The 25,750-nt window shown below is 32.6% G+C and carries 22 protein-coding genes; 2 read left to right on the top strand and 20 right to left on the bottom strand.

What is annotated here, in order from left to right; genetic code table 11:
* Positions 1-23: 23 nt before the first annotated feature.
* Positions 24-890, bottom strand: coding sequence for a glycoside hydrolase family 25 protein (locus tag AB3G36_RS07270; protein ID WP_367757433.1), 867 nt, complete (start codon positions 888-890; stop codon positions 24-26).
* Complete coding sequence (locus AB3G36_RS07265; protein ID WP_367757431.1) at positions 871-1,596, bottom strand: phosphatidylcholine/phosphatidylserine synthase; 726 nt, start codon at positions 1,594-1,596, stop codon at positions 871-873. The genes AB3G36_RS07270 and AB3G36_RS07265 overlap by 20 nt, the downstream gene beginning before the upstream one ends.
* Positions 1,597-1,872: 276 nt before the next feature.
* Here AB3G36_RS07265 and AB3G36_RS07260 point away from each other — a divergent pair, with 276 nt between their 5' ends.
* On the top strand, positions 1,873-2,859 hold the full coding sequence (locus AB3G36_RS07260; RefSeq protein WP_367757907.1) for a PorV/PorQ family protein: 987 nt from the start codon (positions 1,873-1,875) through the stop codon (positions 2,857-2,859).
* A gap of 26 nt (positions 2,860-2,885) precedes the next feature.
* Entirely contained in the window at positions 2,886-4,028 is a 1,143-nt protein-coding gene (locus AB3G36_RS07255) for a DUF4105 domain-containing protein (protein WP_367757429.1), read from the top strand.
* Positions 4,029-4,339: 311 nt separating this feature from the next.
* Here the strand turns inward: AB3G36_RS07255 and AB3G36_RS07250 are convergent, their stop codons facing one another.
* The 18 genes from AB3G36_RS07250 to neuC all read right to left on the bottom strand — a co-directional run bounded on the left by AB3G36_RS07250 (position 4,340) and on the right by neuC (position 25,413).
* Positions 4,340-5,734, bottom strand: a complete 1,395-nt coding sequence (locus tag AB3G36_RS07250; RefSeq protein WP_367757427.1) for a sugar transferase — start codon at positions 5,732-5,734, stop codon at positions 4,340-4,342.
* 273 nt (positions 5,735-6,007) lie between these two features.
* A complete protein-coding gene (locus tag AB3G36_RS07245) occupies positions 6,008-7,351 on the bottom strand; it encodes an O-antigen ligase family protein (protein ID WP_367757425.1) in 1,344 nt (447 codons plus the stop codon).
* Positions 7,348-8,433: a glycosyltransferase gene (locus AB3G36_RS07240; protein ID WP_367757423.1), complete on the bottom strand. Its 1,086-nt coding sequence runs from the start codon at positions 8,431-8,433 to the stop codon at positions 7,348-7,350. The genes AB3G36_RS07245 and AB3G36_RS07240 overlap by 4 nt, the downstream gene beginning before the upstream one ends.
* Positions 8,434-8,591: 158 nt before the next feature.
* On the bottom strand, positions 8,592-9,716 hold the full coding sequence (locus AB3G36_RS07235; protein ID WP_367757421.1) for a glycosyltransferase family 4 protein: 1,125 nt from the start codon (positions 9,714-9,716) through the stop codon (positions 8,592-8,594).
* Positions 9,717-9,743: 27 nt separating this feature from the next.
* Positions 9,744-10,697: a hypothetical protein gene (locus AB3G36_RS07230; RefSeq protein ID WP_367757419.1), complete on the bottom strand. Its 954-nt coding sequence runs from the start codon at positions 10,695-10,697 to the stop codon at positions 9,744-9,746.
* A gap of 60 nt (positions 10,698-10,757) precedes the next feature.
* Positions 10,758-11,750: a glycosyltransferase family 2 protein gene (locus AB3G36_RS07225; RefSeq protein ID WP_367757417.1), complete on the bottom strand. Its 993-nt coding sequence runs from the start codon at positions 11,748-11,750 to the stop codon at positions 10,758-10,760.
* Entirely contained in the window at positions 11,747-12,652 is a 906-nt protein-coding gene (locus tag AB3G36_RS07220) for an exostosin family protein (protein ID WP_367757416.1), read from the bottom strand. The genes AB3G36_RS07225 and AB3G36_RS07220 overlap by 4 nt, the downstream gene beginning before the upstream one ends.
* A 109-nt stretch (positions 12,653-12,761) precedes the next feature.
* A complete protein-coding gene (locus AB3G36_RS07215; protein ID WP_367757414.1) occupies positions 12,762-14,303 on the bottom strand; it encodes a glycosyltransferase family 2 protein in 1,542 nt (513 codons plus the stop codon).
* Between the two features lie 12 nt (positions 14,304-14,315).
* Positions 14,316-15,278 carry a hypothetical protein gene (locus tag AB3G36_RS07210; protein ID WP_367757412.1) on the bottom strand — a complete coding sequence of 321 codons (963 nt, stop codon included), beginning with the start codon at positions 15,276-15,278 and terminating at the stop codon, positions 14,316-14,318.
* Entirely contained in the window at positions 15,268-16,428 is a 1,161-nt protein-coding gene (locus AB3G36_RS07205) for a glycosyltransferase family 4 protein (protein ID WP_367757410.1), read from the bottom strand. The genes AB3G36_RS07210 and AB3G36_RS07205 overlap by 11 nt, the downstream gene beginning before the upstream one ends.
* The gene (locus AB3G36_RS07200; protein WP_367757408.1) at positions 16,425-17,309 is read right to left on the bottom strand and encodes a hypothetical protein; all 885 of its coding nucleotides are present in this window, start codon (positions 17,307-17,309) and stop codon (positions 16,425-16,427) included. Before AB3G36_RS07200 ends, AB3G36_RS07205 begins: the two co-directional genes overlap by 4 nt.
* A gap of 259 nt (positions 17,310-17,568) precedes the next feature.
* A complete protein-coding gene (locus AB3G36_RS07195) occupies positions 17,569-17,901 on the bottom strand; it encodes a GIY-YIG nuclease family protein (protein ID WP_367757406.1) in 333 nt (110 codons plus the stop codon).
* A gap of 226 nt (positions 17,902-18,127) precedes the next feature.
* Positions 18,128-19,561 carry an MBOAT family protein gene (locus tag AB3G36_RS07190; RefSeq protein WP_367757404.1) on the bottom strand — a complete coding sequence of 478 codons (1,434 nt, stop codon included), beginning with the start codon at positions 19,559-19,561 and terminating at the stop codon, positions 18,128-18,130.
* A gap of 1 nt (position 19,562) precedes the next feature.
* Positions 19,563-20,126, bottom strand: a complete 564-nt coding sequence (locus AB3G36_RS07185; RefSeq protein WP_367757402.1) for a serine O-acetyltransferase — start codon at positions 20,124-20,126, stop codon at positions 19,563-19,565.
* Positions 20,120-21,526 carry a UDP-glycosyltransferase gene (locus AB3G36_RS07180; RefSeq protein WP_367757401.1) on the bottom strand — a complete coding sequence of 469 codons (1,407 nt, stop codon included), beginning with the start codon at positions 21,524-21,526 and terminating at the stop codon, positions 20,120-20,122. The genes AB3G36_RS07185 and AB3G36_RS07180 overlap by 7 nt, the downstream gene beginning before the upstream one ends.
* Before the next feature lie 82 nt (positions 21,527-21,608).
* Complete coding sequence (gene asnB / locus AB3G36_RS07175) at positions 21,609-23,321, bottom strand: asparagine synthase (glutamine-hydrolyzing) (RefSeq protein ID WP_367757399.1); 1,713 nt, start codon at positions 23,319-23,321, stop codon at positions 21,609-21,611.
* A complete protein-coding gene (locus tag AB3G36_RS07170; RefSeq protein ID WP_367757397.1) occupies positions 23,321-24,019 on the bottom strand; it encodes an acylneuraminate cytidylyltransferase family protein in 699 nt (232 codons plus the stop codon). The genes asnB and AB3G36_RS07170 overlap by 1 nt, the downstream gene beginning before the upstream one ends.
* Before the next feature lie 236 nt (positions 24,020-24,255).
* Entirely contained in the window at positions 24,256-25,413 is a 1,158-nt protein-coding gene (gene neuC, locus AB3G36_RS07165) for a UDP-N-acetylglucosamine 2-epimerase (RefSeq protein WP_367757395.1), read from the bottom strand.
* Between the last annotated feature and the right edge of the window lie 337 nt (positions 25,414-25,750).

The raw sequence follows: 25,750 nt of genomic DNA, 5'->3' as shown, positions 1-25,750 counted from the left end.
ACTGCGATACTGATCACTGAACACTACTCAACAGTAATAAACCGCAACTGCTGTATATCACCATTGTAAATATTAACATCGACATTCCCTTTTATTCCCTTAATTGAAGCTTTCTCCGTAAATTGCCAAAACAACCAGTTAGCATCTATTTCTTCCCTGTAAAAATTATAATTAGCAATCCAAAAAAGGTAATCCCCAAACTCTTCTTTTAAAAAATCTTCATAGTATTTTTCGCCAGTATAAATAATTGGCTTTACCTTATAATGCTGCTCAACTACTATCAACCAGCGTCTTAATCCAATTTTCAAACGTTCCAACGATTGATTTTTTGGTAATTTTTCAATATCCAAAACAGGAGGCAAATCACCTTTTTTCAAGGAAACCGTTTTTATAAATAAAGCGGCCTGTTCCAGAGAGTTCTCGTTAGGTCGATAATAGTGATAGGCACCTCTAATGAATTTGTTTTTTTTGGCACCAAGCCAATTGTCTTCAAATCCTTTATCCAAACGGTCATTTCCAACGGTTGCTCTAATAAAAATAAAATGAATTGGATATTTATTTTCCAAAGAATCCATCTTTTCCCAATTGATGTCACCCTGATATTCGGAAACATCAATACCTACAACTTTGTTTTCTTTTTTTTCTAACACCTGATAATTCCGAACATCAGAAATTCGCTTTTCCTCTGCTTCTAATTGTGACGCATGATTCGATTTAAAGCTAAAATAATAGGCCAAACCATCTCGATAATGATAGGCAATTGTAAAAACAAAAAGTATAATAAATAGCCCAATTAAAAATCGAAAAAGTCGTCCAGAAAAAATGGAAGAACGCTTCTTGTACTTACGAATTACAGTTGTTTTTCTTTGTCTAACGATTTTTTTTCTCATCTAACTTAAAGATGTTACTCACTACAGATAATAAAACATAACCAATGATAATTAAGGGAATTCCTAAATACTGAAAGAAAATCAATAAAAAAAAAGAAAGAAACAAAAAGACAATTTGAAGTGCATTGTCTTTAAGATTGAATTTTTTAATTTTTAAAGAAAATAAAGGAATCTCGGCATTCAAAATAGAAGCACTAAAAAGTGTAATAGCCAATAAAACCCATTGATTAGTCAGAAACTCAAGAACAAATAATGAATCTGAATATTTTAATACTAGAGGCAAACTTAGAATAAACAAGGCATTCGCAGGAGTTGGCAAACCAATAAAAGAATTCGTCTGACGGGTGTCCAAATTAAATACCGCCAATCGATAACAGGATCCTAAGGTGATAATAAACCCCAAGAAAGGCATCCATGGATTAGATGAAATTTCATGTTGGCTATTAGTCAGTAAAAAATACATAATATACCCCGGCACAACGCCACTAGTTACCATATCCGCTAATGAATCCAATTGCAAACCCAAAGGACCGGACACTTTAAATAATCGAGCAAAAAAACCATCAAAAAAATCAAAGAAGATTCCAAGGCAAACCATATAAAAAGCCATTTCAAAATCCTTTTCAGACACTAAGACCATAGCAATACAGCCACAGAATAGGTTTAGCAAAGTAATACTGTTTGGAATGTGTTTCTTAATATTCATTGTAATTGTATTTTATAATCTAAGGGGACAAATTTACTATAATAAGTGAATGCAGCGTTAGTTTTTAAAAGAGATTGTTAACAGCCTTTTCGACTTTATCATTTATTTAAGCAATGAGAGAAATAAGCTCGCTAAAAAATTATATTTTTGATGAAATTTAAACAAGCATCCGTTTTGTTAAAAATAAAAAGATTCAAAAAATATCAATTTATTCTTCTTCTTTTAGCTTGTTCCCTAAATTACGGACAAACTGTTAGAAAATATTCCAATGAGTTTATGAATATCGGCGTTGATGCTGCTGCCTTAGGCATGGCGAACACGGCTGTAGCATCAACCGATGACGTTAACGCTACCTATTGGAATCCTGCTGGACTAATCAGTTTAAAAGACAATCAAATTGGATTAATGCATGCCAATTATTTTGCCAATATTGCACAATATGATTATATAGCATATGCGAGTCCAATAGATGACCGCAGCGCTTGGGGTGTTTCCTTAATCCGTTTTGGCGTTGATGATATTTTAAATACAACTGAATTAATAGATAGCCAGGGTAATATTGACTACAATCGCATCAGTCTTTTTTCCACAGCCGACTATGGATTTACTTTTTCTTATGCTCGAAAATTGCCCGTTCAAGGATTTCAATATGGAGTAAATGCTAAAATTATTCGACGCATCATTGGCAAATTTGCTGATTCTTGGGGATTTGGTTTTGATATTGGGTTACAATATGAAAAAAATGACTGGAAATTGGGATTAATGGTACGTGATATCACAACCACATATAACGTATGGAATATTGACGAGAAGGAATACCAAAAAATTGCAGATGCAGTTCCTGGTCAAAATCAAGATCTCCCAGAAAGTACAGAGATTACGGCCCCAAAAGCACAATTGGGTCTTTCAAAAAAATTCATCATTCGGTATGACTATAGTCTTTTGGCTGCAGCCAATTTAAATATGCGCTTTTCAAAGACAAACGATATTTTTTCGAATGATTTTGTTAGTATTGATCCTGCCTTAGGTTTCGAATTTGGCTACTTAGACTTAGTTTTTTTACGGGCTGGCGTAGGTAATTTTCAAAACATCCAACAATTGGACAATACTAAAAAAGTAGGATTTCAACCCAATATAGGACTCGGATTTAAGTATAAGGGAATTCAAGTAGATTATGCCTTAACCGATTTAGGAAATCAAAGTGCCGCTTTATATTCCAATATTTTTTCACTAAAAGTGGACTTATCTCTTTTTAGAAACTAATTTTTACTTCGATACAATTTAAAAAAATGAAAGCATCAATTTTAAAAAAAATAATTTTAACCTTCACTTTTCTAAGCACTATAAACGCTACTTTTGGGCAGACTGCTATTTTATCCGAAAATGCAAAAGTCAGTGTTTTGACCTGTGGGACGGGTAATGAATCCTACTCCCTTTTTGGACATACTGCCATCCGAATTACAGATGCTCCCAATTTTATTGATATCGTTTATAATTATGGCGCTTTTGACTTTAACACACCTAATTTCGTACCTAAATTTGTCAAAGGAGACTTACAGTATTTTGCAGTCACTCATTCTTTCAATGATTTCATGAATGAATACAGATATGAAAAAAGAGCCGTTTACGAACAGGAATTAAATATTTCACTAGTACTAAAACAAAGATTATTTGATAATTTAAATACGTCATTAGCATCTGGCGAAAGTCATTATACCTATAAATTTATTGACAAAAACTGTACCTCGATGGTGGTGGACGTGATTAATAAAACACTAGACACTACTGCAGTTGTAAAAAACACAGATACAGATATTACATACAGAACAATTCTTTACCCCTATTTTGAATATCACTTTTATGAGAAACTAGGAACGAGCATCATTTTTGGAAAAAAAGTAGACGAGTTGGGCACGAAAATATTTTTACCTCTAGAGCTACTCAAAAGCTTAAAAACAATTCGTTTTCAAAATCACCTTCTCGCTAATGAAAGCAAAATTCTTTTGGAATCAAATGAAATACAGGAAAACTCATGGTGGAATAATACATATACGTACTTACTACTTCTTGGTCTCATTATTTTAATCAATAAAAAAGGAATAAATCAATTCTTTTTTTTAACGATGGGAATATTGGGATTATTCTTTATTTTTATAGGGTTTTATTCCTCTCATCATGAATTAGGTTACAACTATAATATTCTCTTATTCAACCCTACATTATTAGCACTTGCTTATTTTTATTTTAAAAACAACCGAAAAGGAATTTTAAGCTTAGCTTTTTTCAACCTATTTTCTTTAGCGATTTACCTCCTTATACTAATAAACAAAGCACACCTGATGATTGTTATGCCTTTGATAGTAACAACGGGAGTAATAGTAATAAGATTGGTTATACAAAACAAACGAACATCGATTATCGTTAACCGTTAACTGTTTTCCGTTCTTCCTATATCGGTCAACGAGTTTCGGTCAACGAAAATCGAAAATCGAACAACGAACATCAATTATTGTTAACCATTTTACGGCCATCGTGAAGCGAAAATTGGTTTACGAATAACGTAAATCGAATATCGAACTTCGAACATCGGTCAACGAACATCAATTATTGCTAACCATTTTACGGCCATCGTGAAGCGAAAATTGGTTTACGAACAATGTAAATCGAGCATCGAACAACGAACTTCGGTCAACGAATATCGAACTTCGATCATCGAACATCGATCATCGGCCATCGAAAAACACTATTGTCCTCTATAAAATAAAACGGTAGTTATCGTTTTAAGCGTAATATTCAAATCCAAATAAAAGCTACGGTGTTTTATATAGTAAAGGTCATACTGTAGCTTAATCAAACTATCGTCAATCGTTTCACCATAAGCATAATTCACCTGAGCCCAACCTGTAAGACCAGGCTTTATGACATGTCTAGTTTCATAAAAAGGCATGATTGCAGCGATTTCCTTTACAAAATGAGGACGCTCAGGACGGGGACCAATAACTGCCATCTCCCCTTTTAAGATATTGACAAACTGGGGCAGTTCATCTATTCTTGTTTTCCTTAAAAATTTTCCAAAACGAGTAATTCGAACATCATTAGTAGTCGCAAAAACGGCTCCGTTGGATTCCGCATTTTTCACCATCGTTCGAAATTTCAATATGGCAAATACTTGACCATCTTTACCTATTCTTTCTTGAGTATAAAATAATTTTCCTTGATTGGCTAAAGCATTTCCCACGAGTATAAATGGAATAAAAACAACACCAATGGCTAATCCAATTAAAGAAATTCCAATCTCAAACGCTCTTACAACAGACAGATATAATTTATTATGATTGCTCCTGCTAAATGGAAAAAAACGATAAAAATCTCTTGCCATATATTGCACAGGAATCCGATATGTTTTACTCTCATAAACCTGTGTATATTCTCTAATAACTTTACCTGACTCTAGAAGAGCGAGCAATTGAAGGTATAATTCAGATGTAATTCCTTGTGTATTTTTTGACGCGATGACAATTTCCGAAATACCATTTAATTTAACAAATGATGCCAAGTCATCTCTTTTTATATGTTGTACATAATGATGCTGCTCAAAGTCGTCATTCACTAAGGTATCGGCACTAACATACGCTACTATTTTATAATGAGGATCAATGTTTTCCAATCCTAGGATTAACTCTTCTACTTGATCTTTATCGCAAATAAGTACCGCATTTTGAAGAAATCGATTGGACGCCAAAAACTTAACGTAAAACAACCGCCAAAGAATTAAAGTAAGAAAAATAACGGCATAAAAAACTAAAATCTGCAATCGATTAGAAGGTAAAACAGGTGAAAAAAAGGGAGTAAGGAGATAAACGAGAACAGTGGTAGAAACGGTTAGCAAGGTGCTTTTTAATATTTGATATTCATTACTGGATACCTGTAAGTTATACATCTCAAAAATAGTTCCAAAAACATTAAGGTAGATGACTAGGAACAAAGCCCAATACAAATTTCCAACCGAATATTTCAAATACTCTAAGTCGAATAGATTTCCTACTAAATATAAAGCCGTTACTGCAAAAACAATATCAAACAGATAAAGAATTGTTTTTCTTTCTGAGATTTCAAAATGAATTTTGTTTTTGGACATACAGTCGTTTGTGGTTATTGTTGCAATTTAGTGATTTTGTTCAAAAATAGTTACAAATACAATTAAATCTATCAACAACAACATGTTCAAAAATGCTTTACAAATATTTTTTCATCTTCTATTAAATAATGATCAGTACGAAATCGATAGACGCAATGTAGTAGACGCACCAAGAGTAAGGAGTGAAATCGGATTTAATCAGTAGAAAAAAAAGGAAAGCAAAATAAAATGAAGCGCTGTAGTCTGACCAATAAAAAATCAATAATAATAATACTAAATTTCATTTTCTTTTTTACCACCGCCAATTTGCACATTCAACAAAGACAAGGAGTAGACAAAGGCGGGCACCGCGGTTCGCATGGCGGCATGATTAATCGTAAAAAACCAAAAAGCGACAAAACACAATAAAAACATATTGAACTTGTTATTAAAATACAGAACCAAAGGTGTTAAAAATAAAATCAACAATCCTAAGATCCCTAAGGAACCGTGTTCTGCTAGCATTCGGGTAATTTCATCATGGGACAATACAAAAACACCTGTTTCTGCTTCACGAATTTCGACTCCTTTCCCCACTCCTACTCCAAAAACAGGATTATTTAAAAACATATTAATCTCAGTTTGAGCCACATCCTCCCTTCCTGTAAACTGGCTTTTTTTAACTCTTCCGGCTGCATCCTGATTGGCATACCGTTTATTGATTAAACCACCTGTCTGAAAGGAAGTATAGCCCCAAATCCCCATCATGGCTACCCCTATAATGATGATGATGTAATTGAGCTTTACTTTTCCTTTATAATTCGATTTAAAATATAAGAAAAGCAACAATAAAACAATCATTAAAAAACCAGTAATCATCCCTCCTCTTGAGAAAGTAACCATTCCTCGATAACTAATATTAAAAACGATGACTAAGTTTAGTACAACCATAAATTTGGTATGGGACTCCAAAATAATCCTAGAAAAGAAAATAAACATCCCCAAACCCAAAAAAGTAGAGACCTGATTGGGGCCAAAACCACCTGACGTTTCAAAATTAGAGGCAGTTCCCGTAACAACATCTTGAATGTTGGGAGTATAAAAAATCAAATAAACGGTACAGGAAATAATTGGCAGTCCTATAAAAAGAAGGATTTTATTTATCCTTTCTAAGGATATCTTACGCTTATAGGAATATAAAGAGGCAATAGCCAAACAAACAGGACCTGAGATATTAAATACAATTGTATTCCTAAGATTGGTATTGAAGCTAATCACAAAGGTCGAAAGTACAACGCTAGGAACCAATAGCAATAAGAAAACCCAATAAGGTGACGCTCCTTTTGAAAAGCCACTATAAAACATTCCCAAAAAAATAAAAATCATTACTCCATATTTTGAAAACTCATAGGTGATATTCCCTCCAGTCATTCGCAACAGTACCTCAGCACCTACTAAATATGCCGCTACCAGCAAAGCTTCATGGTTTCTATTTTGGGTTTTGATTACATAATAAAGTCCTACTATAAAAATAGAATACCCATATAGTTTAGCAGTAAAGGGCACCAAATAAATAACAAATCCAATAAAGACATGGAATAAAATTAAATAGAGATAAGAGGATTCTTCTTTTTTCATTTCAAAATTGTGGTTTGCACCCAATTCAAATAGGGCGTAATAACGGCTTGTTCAGAATAGGTTTCTAAAATAGTATTATATAGGGAGTCTCCCAGTTCTATTCTTAACTTTTCATTTTCGATCAGTAGCAATAAAGCATTATAAAACACTTCTACTTCTTGAGCAGGAACTATAAACCCATTGACTCCATTTTGAATAACTGATGGGATTTCACCTACGGCTGTCAATACAACAGGTTTTTTATACAAACCATACTCCAATAAAGTTACTGGTAACCCTTCGGATTGAGAGCTCAGAATTCCAATTGTACTTTGACTCAAAATAGATGGTATATCAGACCTAGATCCATATATAAAAACGGATTCTTCTAACTCCATTTCAAGAATTCTGGTTTTTAATACATTAGAATAAGCATCTTGATTATCTTTTCCTACTAAATGAAAGGACCAGTTGGGCTGTGATATTTTCAATCTTTTTGCCACCTCTACTAAAAAAAAATGATTTTTTTGTTCCCTCAAATTGGCCAAACATACGATTCGCTTGCCTTCGATTCCTTCTAAAATAGTTCCCCCTTTTAAAGGCATTTTAGCTTCGGATGTAAAATTAGGCAAATACAGCGCATTACTAAAATGCATTTGGTTATTTGCCCAACCCTTTAATTTTTGGTTTACCGATATAATTCCTGCAAAAAAAGGAAGCACCGCTTTTAATATCCTACTAGGCCGTTTGTTTAAAAACTCACTATCCCCATAATGATCATGCCATATTAATTGTAGGGAAGGAGATACCAACTTTAAAAGAAATGCGGTAAAAAAGGAAGTACTATGCGCCTGTATAATGGTAATTTTATGCTGATTAACAAAGGCTTTTAATCGAAATAATGCTTTCACATCAAAGCTTCCTTTTTTATTTAGAAATAGATAAGTCACATTCTCATTAAGTTCCTGTAAAAGAGGTCCTTCTTGCCTAGTCGCTATTATTCCTGAGAATGCCACTTTTTTAGTTAAAGCATTTGCATAATGGACAGCCATACGTTCCGCTCCTCCTGCGGCTAACGAATCTATGATTTGCAGTATACGCATCTATTGTTTGTTTGTATTTCCAAATATATCTTTTATTACCATTATTATAAAATTATAGTCAAATATAATAATCCCTAAATTGATAAAATGGCTTTTATTTATAAAAACGAATCAAAAATCACTTTACTATAAGATTTTTAAGTTTACTATTCGTAGTATTAATCCGTATTCTTAAGTAGTTTTTTAATTTCTCTTTCAAAAACATCTAAAGTATAATTTCTAGACCATGCTGTTGCTTTAATTTGTTTATCATCATAGTCCTTTTGATTTTTTATTAAGCCCATTAATTGGTTAGCATCCTTTTCTAAATCCATTTCTAACAAAATGCCTCTATTGCCATAATCCAACATAAAAGGGACACAAGAAACGGAAGTGGCTAAAGGGACACAACCCCAAAACATGCCCTCGGCGATGGCCTTGGGCCAACCTTCACTTTCCGATGCTAAAAGCACAAAATGACTTTCTTGATACCCTTTTTGAACCCTTTCTTTAGATTGATTCCCTTCAAAATGAATTAGAGATTCCAATTCCTTTTCTAGTACATATCGCTCCAATTCTTTTCGCTCAATACCTTCTCCAAACATCCGTAAAGAAACAGCAACACCTCTTTTGGACAATAATGCTACCAATTGAATCGCATACAAAGGATTCTTCCCTTTCACTAATGTACCTACAAAAATAATTTTAATAGTACTTTTTAACTCTTTTAAAACTATTGGCGTTTTGTCCGCCTCTTTATAAGTGGCTGTAAAAAAAGGCTTGATATTTTGGGTCATTTCTTCCCATTCTCCATACACTAAAACCTGCATATTTCGAGTCAAAAAAGCATTGCTTAAAATCCATTTTTGCAATTGATAGGTCCAAGGTTGTTTGGATTGTGGATCCCAATTCCCTGCATATTTGGCTGTTTTGATTTTTTTTGGAAATAAAATTTGCACCAAGCAGGCTAATAAACCTATATTACCTGGACAGCGCAAATGAATGTGATCCGTTGCTTTCATAGCCTTAAAAAGAATCCAAATTAAAACTGGAAGTTTCAAAATAGTATTCAAAATAGATTTAACAAATAAAATATCAAAATTGGATACGGATATAAATTCTATATTCTTGTGGGTGTATGAACAGTCTATTGCCGTTTTATCCCCTAAAAAAAAAGGAGCAACAACCACTAATTCATCCACATTCTCCCCCCAAACATTCATTTCTCTAACGTAGGGAGCATAAGCATTATACAGATTATCCTCTTTTGAGTGTAGAACATGAGTAAATATTGTGAATTTCATTTTATTAATCTTAACTTTTTATAATTATTATTTAACCAATACTGAATTATAAATATATTTTGCTTGTGCCATTGGTGTGCAATAAGTGTCAAAATAAGATTTCCCTTTCTCAGCAACTAATTCATGTTCATTAGGATGATCTACAATTGTATCTATAACTTTTTTAAACTCTATTGTTTCTTCTATAAAATAGACTACGGAACCTTGCTCTAATTTATAAGGCAATTCAATTTTAAAAGGAAAAGACAATACAAATAAACCTTGATTCAAATATTCAGCAAGTCTCCAACTTACCGCTCCGCAAACTGCTGGGTTATTTAACGCTACTTTAGATTTAGCACTCCACTTTGAAAACATTTTAGGAGAATATTTCTCATTATTTAGCTCATTGTCAAACCCATAGTTAGAACCATCGGAACGAGGAATAAAGCCCCCTTTAAATTTTATTCTATAATCTGTTTTACAAAAACGAATAAACTCAGCACGAATTTGATTAGTTTCTGGCTCCTTTTTCCAAATATTAGAAGAGAAAAAAATGAAATTATCTTTTTTAAAACTTTTTTTATATTGACTATATAGGGGCCTTCTTAAAAGAATATAAATTTGTTGTGCCATATCTTTAAATTTCAAATAACGAAATAACCCTAAACCAAAAATACGACAGTATAGTAGCACAATATTTACAGGATAATGAGGATAAAGAGGCTTAACCTTTTGCTGTTTATAAGAATCATGATCGATAAGTTTGTTCGTCACAAAATAAACACTCGCTATGTCATATAATTCTTGCTTTATCCCAGTAGGGTCATCATTATCGATTACTGCGATAGTATCATTAACCTTAAATATCAGTATTGGTTTGTTATTGAACTTAATAAAATTCTTATCCATTTTGAATTTAACCTTGTAGGTTTGATGCAGTCCTAACAAATAGTAAGAAGAATAATAATTAGGAATATTCATTAATTGTATTGTCTTCATAATAAATTTATTACCAATGGAAATAGAAAATGTTTTTATATATAGTTTTATTCAAAAAAATCACTTCGGCTTATTAAACCATAAACTCAACCAACCTATAGTACGGCCTATAGCCTCAGTAAAACCTTCTTTTTTATTATTTGTAGTAAGAACATTACTATATCGTATCACTATTAAAAGTAAAGTAATTCCATGCCATTTTAATTGATGATTAAATAGTGGTTTAGGATTTTTAGTACGCCAAACATACCATCCATTGCGCACTACCATTTTTCCATATTGAAATTGATTAGGTCGTCCAGAAGCTTCATGATAATGATTCAATTTTGCGGCAGTATTCAAGTATAACTTCCCTATTCTAGAAACCCTCAAGGTAAAATCGGCATCCTCATACAATCCATATCCCTCAAAATAAGTGGAGAATCGCAACGTTTCAAATACTTTTTTTCTAAAAGAAGAAACGCCTCCCATCAACATTTCCACTTCGTACGTTTTTCCGCTTGGTGGCAAGAAACCTACACTGCGTCCATGAGAATACAGTGATGAATATCCAGGGGGACAATCACTGTCCAACCCCATTTTTTTTCTAAGAATGAAGCGACTACCATCCTTTCTTTTCCAACCATCAAAAAAGTATTCATCTATTTTTGGCTGGTAAATTGCTCCTACAAATTCACATTTTATTTCATCAATAATAGCGCCTCCAACACCCAAAGCTTCAGGGTAAATAGTGTAGGTACTCAACAATTGTTCAAAATAATCCTTTTCTAAAACTATATCGTCATCTAAGAAACAAATCACTTCTACCTCCTCTCCAACTCTGTCAATTCCAAAATTTCGTTGCTTAGTTAACCCTCGATGTTCCGCAGGTACCAAGAAATAGTTCAAATTATTAAAATGATTCTCTTGTAAAACTGTTTCTGTTTTCTCATTAGTCGACCCATCAATAATCAGGATTTCATCGGGATTGACTGTTTGCTCCTGAACCGATTGCAACAATTGCAACAAGGGCTGGGGACGCATATAAGTACAAATGATGAGGGAGAATTTCATTTTATAATTTCTTTAAATAAAGTATGAATACTACTAAAATAACCTTCCCTATTTAAGGAGGCTAACCACAAATTACGGTTATTAACCTGCATTTTTTCAAAATCTTTTTCATTTATAGTCGAATGAAAATCAATTAATTGATCTTCAAAATCATTTTCTTTAGCTATTATGCAATGGTTTTTCCAATCAATAATATCATCCAAAGGTAAACGAATATCAGTGTCAATTACAACAGGAATTCTTCCCATGGCTAAGGTTTCATAGAGTCGGACCGAAAAGTTTCCGGCCCCCCTTAAACAAAAAACATAGGGATTGTCATATATATTTTCAAAAAACTCAAAAGTAGATTTCACTTTTTCTACTTCAGTTATAACACCTGCTCTGTATTTTTTTCTGAAAATAAAATTGGTTTCAATTTTATTGTTTTTCTGCAAAGCCGTCAAAAATCGATAGCGTTTTATACTTGAAGGATAAAAGGGTTGGTAATCCTCAAAAACGTGTTTAGTCATACGTGTTAAATTGTGGTACAGAAAGATTGAAAATTCTTTAGCCCATTTAGTTATAGATCCATTAGCATGTCCCACAAAACCTATCGAAGGTAAAGAAGATTTTGCTATGGGCAGAAATTTCAAATTTAAAGTTTGGTAGGGGTCAATAATTAATGATGGAACAATAAATGTTTTTTTTCCTAATTTACTATCAAAACCGCCTAATCGAAAAGTATAAACATCAGCATTCAATGTAATTCCAAAATCACCAGCAGTGTAAACCCAGACAATTTTATTAGCTCTATTAGCTCCATCAATAAAATTATAAAGCCATTTCTGTTTGCCGTTTTCAAAAAAATAAGCAATCTGAACTGGTACTATAACTACATCCGCCTTTTCAATAGTTTTTACCATTTGATACTTTTTTAAAAGAGTCAAACTATTGATATAACATAAATCCAATAATAATGGAAAAATAATTTTCCGAAATTGGGGTGTAATAAATGATATGTCTGTGTAAATTTTAATCATTATTTTTAAGCATAGTAGCCCAATTAACACTTGCATTCCAATGTGCATTGGTTTTCTTTAAAAACCAAATCGGATTTTGAAAAATATTTACCTTAAATAAAGTATAGAAATAAACAGTTTTATAACCTAGAAGCTGCTGCTGTGTTCTATAAACCAAATTATTAAGCATAACAGTGGGAGAGGGTTTAGGAACAACTGCATCATTACTCCATAAAAAAGTAGATTTGATTCTAAACCCGCCCATAGGGGCTTTTAAATGAATAATGGTAGGCTCAGGAAAATAAATTACATCTACTCCACTATTTCTTAATTGCATTCCAAAGTCAAAATCTTCTCCATAACCAAATTCATATTTTGAATTAAACTGCAATTTTTTTAAATAGATACTTTTAATAATACTATTTCCTGAACCAAAAATAGTAGTTTGATGTACTCTATCATAACTATTTATTTCGAATGTCTGTGGATAATCTGTTACTATTGCTTCAACTCCATATTGCAAAATGTTTTTAAAGGCTTTTTTTATTACATTTTTTTCAAGCTTATTATCATCATCGTTTAAAAAAACCCATTCACTAGTTACTTTTGACAATGCAATGTTACGTGCATTACAAGCCCCAGCTTGATGGGTAAAAATATGCTCTATTTTAAATGGCCATTTTTCATCATAAATAAAGCTTAATTCAGAGACACTCCCCTCTTGCGGATTTTGTTCTACAATAATTACATTATTAGGCAGATGGCTTTGTTCTCTCAAGTCATAAAGAACATCTTTCAAATATTTTGCTCTACCAATTGTTGGAATAATAACATCAATTTTATCAGAATTGGATACCTTGTTATTTGAACTTACTTGGATAATATCTAAAACTTTTTTATCCCATTTACGACTTTTAAAAAAAAAACTAAAAAAGAATGGAAATAGCTTTATTTTTCTTTCATAAATTAAAAAGCTAGCAAACAATACGAAAATCCATTTTATTCCAAGATGTTGTTTTACAAATTTAAAAAGAATATAATTACTAGATTCATCGCAAGGAATATCAACAAGCTTTGTATTGAATAATCTAGGATCTGAATAACAAAAAAGCCCCATAGGCATAGCTCTTTTAGCTAATGAATTAAGCAGATAGCCAAAATCTTCTTTTCTATTGATCACCTGACTACCTATAGCATTTAAAACTTCAGCGTAAACTACACCTACAGCATCTGACATTTGCCAACTAAGAAAAGTAACTTCCTTATTTGATCTTAATATGGAACCATTGTCAACATACCCTAAGTTATTATTAATTAAATTAGAAACATAAGGATTATATGAAACCATCATTTTTTTGTGGTGTATAATACTTTTTATCCCTTCAATATTTAAGTAGGACTCCCATTTCAGATCACACCAAACCAAGATTTCATCAGGGTGTTTTTTAGCTAGATTGAATAGTACCATTCCAATAGAAAAATATTTCATATTATTTAAATCTACCGCACCATCAACTCGTTGAACTGTTTTTTTATTATGGTAAATGATTATCATTTATTTAAATATTTATTCTTTTAAAATAATAAATTCTTTATTGCCTACTATTGTAGCATATTTTGAAAATTCACTACAATACATTTGGTCCAGTTTTAACAAAAATACAATATCACTTTTTGTCATAAAATAAAAATCAATAAACGTTTTATAATGAGATTCTAAATCATTGTCATTGTCTTTCATTCCAATATGTTTGGGACTTCCTTCTAAAACAATATAGGATGTATATTGTTTTACATGTTTCAAAAAAACAATACTATCAGACAAAACATAAATTTTTTTATTAGGGTAAGCTAAAACAACTTCTTGTATTTTTTCAATTAATATATTAATTAATTCTAGCTTCCTCTTTTCATCTAAAACAAAATCTGTTGAATCTTTGAAATCCCCCATTAATGCAGTAAATCGGGAATGAAAAACAATTCTATCATCAGTGGGGAATTTTTTAATTTCTCTATTTAATTCATTGGAAACACGAAATAATTCATTGTAGTTAGTTTGCCAAATATGATGATTTTGAACCTCTGTATTTTCGTTATAAATTATATGTAAATAATCTATATTACTATAAACTAAAAAGGTTTTTGATTTAGAATTTTTAATTACCTCTAATGGATTTACTGAAAAATTATCCATTAAATAGATTAATTTTGTATTAAACGGATTGTATTTCAAATCTTCACTCTTTATTTCCCAATTAACAATATTGGGTTTTAAAAAATGTAATAATTGAAATGGGTGATTAAATTGTATATAAAAATCATATCCAAGAATTTTAGCCACTTCATAGAATGAAATAATTCCTTTTAGTCTATCAACTAAACCTCCATGAGAAAAAAGACCATCAAAACAAACGATTATTTTCTTATTAGAATTATTTGATGAAAAACTAATTTTATTTCCATAATAAATCATTAAAAGCGAATACTTTTGAAAAAGACTTATATTCTTTCGCCATTTTTTATTTATCATTTATCTCAACTAAAGTTTGATAATATTTAATACTTTTTTGGGCTATTTTTTCAATATCAAAAATTGTCTCCACACTAATTCTTGCCATAGCACCCATTTTTGATCTCAGCTCTGAATCATTTAAAAGTATTTCTATTTTTCTTGCATACTCTTCATGGTCAGTAGGATGAACTAAATAGCCATTTACTCCATCTTCAATAACTTCTTTTCCCCAACCAATACTAGAGGCAACGATAGCTTTTTGCATAGCCATCGCTTCCAACCAAGAAACTGGCAAGGCTTCAGCAAATGATGGGAAAACACAAACTGATGCCTGATCAATAACCTCTTTTATATCAGCGTAACGGACACTCCCTAAATAAGAAGTGTTGGCTAACGCTTTTTCAGAAAACAACTTTTGCATCATTTGCCAAGTAGATGGTGAAGCAGAAATAACATCAGATACGTCTCTGCCTATTAAAATGAGTTTTACAGTAGGATTTGTTTTAATTACCTCGTTAAATATTAGAGGTAATTCAAGTAATCCCTTTTTTCTAATTAGACTACCAAAATACAAAATTGTTTTATTAGTATTAGTGCTACTATTAATATTACTAGTGAATGTGTTCGTATCTATACTATTGGGAATTACTTTAAACTTTCTTTTTAAACCAAAAAGTTGATTAGTTAAATTAGCCGTAAACTGACTAACAGAAAGTAATCCATCCGCTTTTTGCAATGCTCGTTTTTCATGGAACTTATTGTTAGACTTCACTGGACGCTGATCTAAATGACAAAAATAAGTGTCCGAACCGTTCAATCGAATTACAACAGGACACTTTTTAGGGGATATAAAAGAAGTAATTCCAGTCCAATCTGGTGCTTCTACCAAATCAATTAATTTGTTTTTATATAAATCATCAATTATTTTTTGAATTTTTTTTTGGGTAAAGTACCAGGATAGCCCTTTAAATTTCACATTCTGTATTTGTTGAATACAAACCCCGTTATCGTCAAATATACCTTCTCCTTTTTGACCATAAACCAAAACCCGAACAGAACAACCTTGCGCTAAAAGTCCTGTAGCCAAGTTTTTTATACTTGTACCTATGCCTCCCGAATTACCTGTTCTAGGATGTGGGTATTCTGGAGTTAAAAAGGCTATTTTCATCGTTTATTTATTAAAAAATGGTTTAAAATTTTAGAGGTAAACAATCGCGCTCCTGTATCATTCATATGACCACAGGAAGAGAAATACTGATCTCCTTCAACCACATTTTCATAATTGTGAATTTCGGGATAGACTTTGTTTACTTTTTGAAAATAATCCAATCCTTTGGTATTAGTACACATGGGGGTCATAACAGCGATCAGGTTAATGTGATTTGCTTTGCAAAGATGCTTTATTTCCTCGTAGTATTTATTATGCAATGGTTTTAGATTGGTTAGGTCATTCTTCATATTTGCATTTGGGTTTTTACCCAGCGGATTGTATCCTAAGTGATTCAAGATTTTTGTGGGTTTTTGTCGAGCGACATCAAACATTTCCCTAAAACCAATTTGGGGTGCAAAAACAATATACCTATAAAATGGGATGTAATATAATGCCCAAAAATCCTGCTGCTGGGCAAAATGGGCTTCGATTACTTTAGAATTATGAATATAAGGCATAAATTTAGGTGCAACACTCTCAGACTCCTGCTCATTCGACAAATTTAAATCGGCTTCCAGTATCACATTTTTAATTTCATATTTCCTTTCTATAATTAATTTCAGGAGTAAAGAAGTCTCAAATAAATGTCCGCCACTCATTCCATAATTAAAAGTCTTTAACCCTTTTTTTTCAAACATTGAAGCTACAAAATGATTATTAGCTCTAGAAGACCCTAAAATTACTACATCGTAAGATCTAGCCTTTGAGTTATAAACATAGTCTATTTTTCCTCTAGTAGAAGACTGTAAATATACTTTTGTATAGGCTATATCTAATACAACTAACACAAAAAAGATGAGTAGAAGTATTTTGATAGTAAAAATTAAAAACCGTTTCATCTTAAATTATAATATTATATTTTATTAAAAGCACTCGATTTAACACAAACAGTGCGCTTGTTAGGTCGAGCGCAGTCGAGACCCTATTTTAATAAACTATCAATCTCGACTGCGCTCGATTTGACAGTTCCATATGCTTATGCTCGATTTGACAGCTCGACTGTAGCAAGTCCTGAGCGAAGCCGAAGGGCTCGATTTGACAAACAAACATAATAAAATACGACTGTCAGGTCGAGCGCAGTCGAGACACATAGTCAAACTATTCTTCTATATCTTCAATATCTGGTTTGAATTGATGATGCGTTGCATTTCTGCATTCAGATAAATCTTGTAATCTGTCAAAATTTCCATCAATTAACGCTTGCTTCTTAACCCTACTCCATTTTTTCAATTTCTTTTCAAACTCAATAGCCTGATTAGGATCTATAAAATCTTGGTAAAAAACTAATGCAACTGGTCTTCTATTATGCGTATACGCGTCGGGATATTTGCCTGCATCATGTTCCATAACCCTCCTTTCAATATCAGAAGTTACTCCAACATAGAGCGAATCATCCTTACAAAGAAGAATATATACATAATAGAATTTCATATACTGTTTTTAAAATTAACGAATCTCGACTTTAGCAAGTCCTGAGCGAAGCCGAAGGATTCGATTTGACAACTCAACTAATTTTGTCAGGTCGAGCGCAGTCGAGACCCTTTTTTACCTCAACCAATCTCGACTGCGCTCGATTTGACAGCTCAACTGTAGCCGTCCTGAGCGAAGCTGAAGGATTCGATTTGACAGCTCGAGTGCATTCGATTCTAAACACATATCAAAACTGAAAATAAATAAACTCTTTGTAATCAGAATACGTTCCTAATGCTATAAGAGCCACTAGACAAAGCGTAATTTTCACCCAACTGTATTTTCCAGAGATAGGTTCAATTTTAGTTTTGGAATTCCATTCAACCAGAACAAAAAGTAATATCATCCCTATTATTTCATAACTGTATCTTTCGTTTTCTAAATATTGTGGTATAAAAGTACGATTAGTAAAAATCCGTGCAATGTAATCGAAAGCGATTTCAATGGAATTTGCTCTAAAAAATATCCAAGCCAAACAACTTAACCCGAAAGTAACTAAAATATTCCAAAGTACTTTTATAGAACTTAAATTCCATTCTAAGTTAACCGTTTCTATATTAGAGCGGTTTTTATTTAATAATAATAAGGGTAAAAAATACAAGGCATTGATTAATCCCCATGCTATAAAGGTCCAATTAGCCCCATGCCAAAAGCCACTCAATAAGAAAATAACAAAAACATTTCGTACTTGTTTTAGTTTGCTTCCTTTGCTTCCACCTAGTGGAATATATACATAATCGCGAAACCAGGAGGACAAGGATATGTGCCAGCGACGCCAAAACTCAGCGATGTCTCTGGAAAAATAGGGATAATTAAAATTCTTTAGTAAATCAATACCGAAGAGTTTAGACATTCCTAACGCCATATCAGAATAACCAGAGAAGTCACCATAAATTTGAAAAGCAAAATAAATAGCCCCTAAAATTAATGATAATGAATTCATAGAAGTATAATGATCAAAAATAGCATTGGCATAAGTGGCACAGGTATCTGCAATGACTACTTTTTTGACCAAACCCCAAATAAACTGATAAACACCTTCTTTGGCTTTTTCATAATCAAAGGTTCTCTTTACTTTTACTTGTGGTAATAAATGGGTGGCTCTTTCAATAGGTCCAGCGACTAACAAAGGGAAATAACTAACGAATAGGGAATAATCTACAAAATTGTGTTCCGCTTTGATTTTTTTTAGATAGATATCTATAACATAGGAAAGTCCGTGAAAAGTATAAAAAGAAATTCCCACTGGCAAAACCACATTGAGTAATAAAGGACTGGAATGCAACCCAAACCCATTTAATAACTCAGAGAAAGAACTGGCAAAAAAATTATAGTATTTGAAAATACCTAAAAACCCAAGGTTGACGCTGATACTCAACCAAAACCAAAATTTTCGATTAGTGTCTGACTTTGATTTTTCAATTTGAATTCCCGTATAGTAATCCAAAAATGTGGAAAAAACCAATAAAAACAAAAAACGCCAATCCCAACAGGAATAAAAATAGTAGCTCGCTACAATTAATAAGCTATTCTGAGTACTTTTATTTTTATTAAAAACAAACCAATAAAACACAAAAACAATAGGGAGAAATAGGGCAAAAGATAACGAATTAAAAAACATATTAAGTATCGCTGTTGTGAATGTAAAAAGAAGACAAATCTTTATTGATAACTGAAATTGAAGGGCTCAAAACGGTATGAGAATCTGGAACATCATTTGTCACAACGGCATTGGCTCCTATAGTTACATTATTTCCTATACATATATTCCCAAAAACACAGGCTCCTGGCCCTATAAAAACATTATTGCCAATTGTAGGTACTCCAATACTAGTACCTGAATTACTTACTCCAAAAGTTATTCCTTGAGAAATGTTGCAGTTATCACCTATTACGGTATCTCCATGTATCACTACATTACCAAAATGACCAATATAGAATCCTTTCCCGATTTTTGTTCTATACGATATATCAAATCCATACTTCACCTTTAAGTTACGGAGCCAAAGAAAAAAAAGAAAAAACAAAGGTCTATTAATTCTTCTAAAATGCTGTGCCAAACGAAAAATAGTCATGAATTTCAGACCAGGATTTGGCATAATTAGGAAGGTCTTTAAGAGTATCCAAAAGGTTACTTTCTTAATTCCACATCTTTTATAATCAGATAAAATGGTCGATTTTAACATATTTCCTTTTTACAAATTTTATCAATAGCCTCCCAAATACGTTCAGAAGCCTCTTCGGCTGGATGCTGATTAATTTTTTCAAACCATTCTTGCGCTTTTTCTACCACTTTTAGAGCTTCATCACTCAACATCAGTTCAATTTTGTCCGCAATTTCATCTGGAGAATTCAACCAAACTACTGCATCGTCAGGCATAGAACGAAAATGAATATAATTGTATATTTTATCCACTGCAGACAAACTATCACTTGTGACCGGATTATAATTCATATAAGCACACGGTTTTTTATGAGCGGCGTAATCAAAAACCATAGAAGAACCTAAATTAACCACTAGCTCAGTATGTGCGATTATATTTAACTGCAAAATGAAATCGTCTTTTGTAGGCAGAATAGTATTCCATTCTTCTCCAACTTTAACCCAATTAGGTATAATTGCAGTAACTATATCTTTGTTTTCTTCTAAAATAGAATCAAATCTATCTGAAAAATCCACAGGACACCTCCTAAAAACAACCCCCAATTGAATTCCTTTTTTATTTAAAACTCTTACTGCTTTAATTACATCTAAAAGGTAATTTGGATCATAAGGTGAGGTTGTTATATCATCTCCAGAATAACAAATGTATTTCTTGCTACTATCTAAACCATTTTGCTTAAAAAATATTTCTTTATCAATTATATTGTCTTTTTGAAAATGATTTTCAAACTGTGGTGTTCCAGTTACTATGATTTGGTTTTCGTTTATATATGGGTAATAATATAAAAGTTCTTTTTTCATATGGGAACTCCAAACAAAATAAAAATCTGTTTCTACTACCATAGTACCTTTTGGCAAATTATCCCAAGAGAAAATAAAAGTACCTGTAGGTATTTTTAAATCCTGAGCAGCTAATAATGGTGCAATTGCTAAACTTATTCTTTGATTGGTACAAAAAACAAGAGCCGGTTTTTGCATCTTTAAAAGGGCATACGATTCAGAATAAAAATTGGTTTTCCTTTCTGTTTTTTTGATGAGATTTCTTAGCTTTTTCAGTCCTTTTTCAGAATCAAATAATTGAATTAAAAAATGGATGGTATAACTTTTTATTCTCGACTTAAAGCTAGCATAGGAAAATGGAAATCGATACGAATCGTAAACATTATCCTTTGCTTTTCGAATATTACAATTAAGTTCAATTCCATTTCGAGCATTCTTGAGCACTTCTAAAAAAAGGCTAGGCTTCTTTTGTTGGAGCTTAATTTCTTCATAACCCATTTTTGATAAATCAAATGGAGTATTATTCCAAAAAATAAAATCCATTTCAGTCGCAACTTTACCTCTAGTATAAAAATCTGTAAAGGCAAAATTACGAAGTCCAACTCCATCTGGCAATAAAATAAATATTTTTTTATTTGACATTAAATATCTCTAAACTGTTTTTGGTTATTTACCGTTCAAATATCGTTTATTAATCTGATTGGTGATATTAATTCATATGAAACTATTCCATTTTTTTGATCATTTCACAGATACTAATGCACTGCCAAATATGAAAACTGGATTGTTTGTTACCTTTAAAATAAGCTAACAATTCTTTATGCAATTCTTCTTGATTGAACCAATTTGAATAATCAGAATTTTCAATAGAAAAAAAATATTGGGCAACCCACTTTTTCAAATCTTTTCCTAACCACTCCCGTTGAGGGGTCTGTAAGGGTCTTTTGGGTGTAAAAACCAAATCATTTGCTAAATATTCTGAAGCGATTTCACGTAACATAAACTTGGAAACTCCGTTTTTTATTTTAAAATCCAACGGTAACGAAAAAGCAAATTCTACTAATCTATAATCTAAGAATGGTTCTCGCAATTCAGTGGAAAATAGCATCGAAATTCGATCATTAAATCGTAATGCTCTTGGGATTTTGGTATATAATAAATCCCGGTATTGTTTATTCAACACCTCATCTTCAAAAGGCGCTGGGTATATTGGTTTTTCGGCTTTTGCCAAAAAAGATTGGGAAAGTAAATTTGTTTTATATGGCGACTCTTGAACACCTTGAATCGTCGCATCGTTTTTTTGAGTGTAATAATCATAACCGGCCCACTGCTCGTCCATACCTTGACCATCGAGCAGTACCAATACATTATCTTTTCTGGCTTGCTCAAATAATTTGGCATAGGCCAAAGTTGGAATTCCACCGTAAGGTTCATCTTGTTGCCCTTCCATTTTTTGTGCAAAATCAGGAACTTCATCCGCTTGCAACAACACTTTCGTTAACGGATTTTTGGTTTTGGCAACCATCATTTCTACCCAAGGTAACTCATCATACTCTGGATTATCCGTGTAAAAAGTATAGGCATTAATTTTATTATTATTATTTCCCGAACTATTAACCATCGCTAATAAAACAGAACTATCTAAACCCCCACTAATATTGAAACCAACTGGAACGTCTGATCGAAATCGTAATTTAATACTATCTTTTAAAAGCATTAAATAATGATTCTTAGCTTGCTCATAAGTTAAATTCATAGATTGTTTTGCTACTTCCTCTTCAAAAAAATACCATTTTTTCAGTATTAATCGCTCGTTTTGAAATTCCAAAAAATGCCCCCCAGGCAATTGTGCAATTCCTTCCCAAAAAGTTTCGTCAATATTTCCATACGAGCCATAGGCAAAATAGGAGGCCCAAACCTTCTCGTTTGGAGTTTTTGAAATCCCTGCAGCATGTATCGCTTTTATTTCAGATGAAAAATAAAAGGAGTTATTTTGCCTGCTATAAAAAAAAGGTTTGACCCCAAATCGATCTCTTGCAGCAAATAACTTTTTGTCTTGAATATCCCAAATTGCAAACGAAAACATACCATTCAACTTTTGTAGGCATTGCTTACCATAGATTAAAAATGCCGCCAATAAAACTTCGGTATCTGAATCTGTTTTAAAAACATAGTGTCCTTTCAACTCGGCTTTAAGTTCTATATAATTATAGATTTCACCATTAAAGACGAGAACATAGCGACCAACTGGATCCAAAAAAGGTTGGTTGGATTGTGGAGATAAATCTATAATAGCTAGCCGATTATGCCCTAAAGAAGCAAAACCTCCATCAATATAGGTACCAGTTACATCTGGACCCCGATGGTGCTGACTTAACAACATCGCGTCCAACTGGTAATTGTTGAAATCACCAACTATTCCTGCAATTCCACACATTATTTTTGATTGTTTTTTATCATTAACTCGGCCTTTTCCCAATCGGCTAACGTATCAATATTTACATACAATTCTGGAGTAGATTCAATGAATGAAGTACTTCTTCCATACAAAGAATGCTGTTTCAATAAGACTTCGGTTTTCATTATATAAATACTTCCGTCTCTATGATAGGCCTCTGGGAGGTCTTGTCTTCTGCTGATAATTTTTTCTTCGCCAGTGGCAATTTTTAAGTTCCCTTCGGGGTTAACTTCAAAAGTCCAATGTGGATTGTATTCATGAGGTACTTTTTGTACTGAAACTAGAGAATCACAGCCACTTGCGATAAATTTTTCAATGGCTTTATCTAAAAATACAAGAGTTCTAAAAGGACTCGTAACTTGTAGTAGACAAACAGCATCAAAAAAAATGCCCTGATTCTCATACCATTCTAAAGCATGAATAATGACATCAATTGTTGGTGTTTGATCTTCAGCTAATGCTGTAGGTCTTATAAATGGCGCTTTAACACCCAAACTCTCGGCAACACTAATTATCTGGTTATCATCACTAGACAAAATTACGTCTGTCAAATAATGTGATTTCAAAGCAATTTCAGAAGTAAATTGAAACAATGGTTTCCCATTTAACAATTTAATATTTTTCTCTGGAACGCCTTTCGATCCGCCACGAGCTGGTATGATCCCTAAAATTCGCATTTTATGTTGGTATTATTTATACTAAAACTAGGTTTTATTTTAAATTTATTTTTCATTAGGTAATTGTTCTGGACTTTTGATAAATTACAACATCAACTGTCAGAAAAAATCGATTATCAGACTGATCAGAGCTTACCCTGAGTTTTTATCGAAAGGTCCCTGTCAGACTGAGCCTGTCGAAGTCCTGTCAGACTGAGCAGAGCCTGCCCTGCGTTTTTACCGAAGGGTTAAAGTCTTTAATACATAATGGTTTTATGAAATTGCAGAGGCAATTGCATTAATAATTCAGCTATTTGCGTACCCGCATTTCCATCTCCGTAAATAGTTGAAGAGAATAATTTTCCTCTTTTTACAGATTCCAAAATAGCATCTTCAATGCTATCCTGACAATAATCAACATCGATACTATTTCCTCCTCGATCTCTCCTGTTTTGACGAGAACCTATGTTTACAACAGGAATACCTAAAAACGCGCATTCCCTTATTCCTACACTAGAATTTCCAATTAAACAATCGCTGTGTTGCAATAATTGTAAAAAATCTTTACCTTCCATATTCTTAAAAAAATGAACGTTGGGCAACTGATGCAGCTCTCTAAAAGCACGAATTCCTGTTGAAGTTCCATCCGCTCCAGCATCTACGTTAGGCCAAAACCAAAGTGTGGGTTTATTTAATTTATGAATCGCTTCCAGAGTAGCTTCAACATGTTTTCTAGAATCCTGGTATTCGGTAGTTACCGGATGTTGCATAACGACTAAATAGCCTTCAGACAATTCTGGTTTTGCCCCTACTCCTCCATATTTTTCATACGGATCAAAAGCAAGTGTTTTACTTCGTAACACTTCATCAGCCAAATCAATAGAAGGACATCCTGTATTAAAAACCATCTTAGGGTCCTCTCCCAATTTGATGACTCTTTCTTTAGCATTTTCAGATGCTACAAAATGATAATCTGCTAATTTCGTGATGGCATGTCTTACTTTCTCATCAATATTTCCAGTGACTTCCCCCCCTTGTATATGAGCCAAAGGGATATTCATATAGGAAGCCGCAATGGCAGTAGCCATCGTTTCAAATCGATCGGCAACTGTTACGACAATATCTGGTTTAAGATTATCAAAAACGGTAGATAGTTCCAAAATTCCAATTCCAGTTGTTTTAGCCGCGGCAGTTAAATTCTCCCCTTCCAATACATTAAATACTTTTGCAGCAATGATAAAACCATCTTTTTCAATATAATTCACAGCAGAACCGTAGCGATCTAATAAAGCGGATGCGGCAACCACTAATTGTAATTCCAAATCAGGATGATTTTGAATCGCCGACAAAACTGTTTTTACGCGACTATAAGAAGGACGCGCCGTTATTACTACAACTATTTTTCTTTTTGCCATTTTAATTTTATTATTCTTGGGTTTAAAAGTAGACAAAAAAGCGGACAGGTAAAAACGTTATTTAATTTATAAAATAGAACATTCTGATGCCAAACTGAGCAAGCTTTTCAAAGCGGAAACCACGATCTATAAAATATACATATTAATTAGCACTTGTCAGTCTGAGCTTGTCGAAGACCTTTTACGCCCTGAGTTTTTATCGAAGGGTCAAAGTTTTTAATATAGAAATAGGTTCCCATTAGTTGAAAAAAAATATTCGACAGACTCAGCGTGACAATGTACTACAAAATGTCAATCTGATTAACAATTGTCAGACTGAGCGTAGCCTACACAGGGT

The organism is Flavobacterium sp. WC2430, from assembly GCF_040822075.1.
Taxonomy (GTDB): Bacteria; Bacteroidota; Bacteroidia; order Flavobacteriales; family Flavobacteriaceae; genus Flavobacterium.
Note: the sequence above shows the minus strand (reverse complement) of the source record. Positions and strands in the feature narration are given on the sequence as shown.

Excerpts from the sequence above, each read along its gene's own strand:
- AB3G36_RS07255 (WP_367757429.1), top strand. The coding sequence starts at position 2,886 with ATGAAAGCATCAATTTTAAAAAAAATAATTTTAACCTTCACTTTTCTA.
- AB3G36_RS07190 (WP_367757404.1), bottom strand. The coding sequence starts at position 19,561 with ATGTTTTTTAATTCGTTATCTTTTGCCCTATTTCTCCCTATTGTTTTT.
- neuC (WP_367757395.1), bottom strand. The coding sequence starts at position 25,413 with ATGGCAAAAAGAAAAATAGTTGTAGTAATAACGGCGCGTCCTTCTTAT.
- AB3G36_RS07250 (WP_367757427.1), bottom strand. The coding sequence starts at position 5,734 with ATGTCCAAAAACAAAATTCATTTTGAAATCTCAGAAAGAAAAACAATT.
- AB3G36_RS07180 (WP_367757401.1), bottom strand. The coding sequence starts at position 21,526 with ATGTCAAATAAAAAAATATTTATTTTATTGCCAGATGGAGTTGGACTT.
- AB3G36_RS07240 (WP_367757423.1), bottom strand. The coding sequence starts at position 8,433 with ATGCGTATACTGCAAATCATAGATTCGTTAGCCGCAGGAGGAGCGGAA.
- AB3G36_RS07220 (WP_367757416.1), bottom strand. The coding sequence starts at position 12,652 with ATGGTAAAAACTATTGAAAAGGCGGATGTAGTTATAGTACCAGTTCAG.
- AB3G36_RS07265 (WP_367757431.1), bottom strand. The coding sequence starts at position 1,596 with ATGAATATTAAGAAACACATTCCAAACAGTATTACTTTGCTAAACCTA.
- asnB (WP_367757399.1), bottom strand. The coding sequence starts at position 23,321 with ATGTGTGGAATTGCAGGAATAGTTGGTGATTTCAACAATTACCAGTTG.
- AB3G36_RS07245 (WP_367757425.1), bottom strand. The coding sequence starts at position 7,351 with ATGAAAAAAGAAGAATCCTCTTATCTCTATTTAATTTTATTCCATGTC.
- AB3G36_RS07215 (WP_367757414.1), bottom strand. The coding sequence starts at position 14,303 with ATGATAATCATTTACCATAATAAAAAAACAGTTCAACGAGTTGATGGT.
- AB3G36_RS07195 (WP_367757406.1), bottom strand. The coding sequence starts at position 17,901 with ATGAAATTCTATTATGTATATATTCTTCTTTGTAAGGATGATTCGCTC.
- AB3G36_RS07200 (WP_367757408.1), bottom strand. The coding sequence starts at position 17,309 with ATGAAACGGTTTTTAATTTTTACTATCAAAATACTTCTACTCATCTTT.
- AB3G36_RS07205 (WP_367757410.1), bottom strand. The coding sequence starts at position 16,428 with ATGAAAATAGCCTTTTTAACTCCAGAATACCCACATCCTAGAACAGGT.
- AB3G36_RS07225 (WP_367757417.1), bottom strand. The coding sequence starts at position 11,750 with ATGAAATTCTCCCTCATCATTTGTACTTATATGCGTCCCCAGCCCTTG.
- AB3G36_RS07185 (WP_367757402.1), bottom strand. The coding sequence starts at position 20,126 with ATGTTAAAATCGACCATTTTATCTGATTATAAAAGATGTGGAATTAAG.
- AB3G36_RS07210 (WP_367757412.1), bottom strand. The coding sequence starts at position 15,278 with ATGATAAATAAAAAATGGCGAAAGAATATAAGTCTTTTTCAAAAGTAT.
- AB3G36_RS07270 (WP_367757433.1), bottom strand. The coding sequence starts at position 890 with ATGAGAAAAAAAATCGTTAGACAAAGAAAAACAACTGTAATTCGTAAG.
- AB3G36_RS07235 (WP_367757421.1), bottom strand. The coding sequence starts at position 9,716 with ATGAAATTCACAATATTTACTCATGTTCTACACTCAAAAGAGGATAAT.
- AB3G36_RS07170 (WP_367757397.1), bottom strand. The coding sequence starts at position 24,019 with ATGCGAATTTTAGGGATCATACCAGCTCGTGGCGGATCGAAAGGCGTT.
- AB3G36_RS07230 (WP_367757419.1), bottom strand. The coding sequence starts at position 10,697 with ATGAAGACAATACAATTAATGAATATTCCTAATTATTATTCTTCTTAC.
- AB3G36_RS07260 (WP_367757907.1), top strand. The coding sequence starts at position 1,873 with ATGAATATCGGCGTTGATGCTGCTGCCTTAGGCATGGCGAACACGGCT.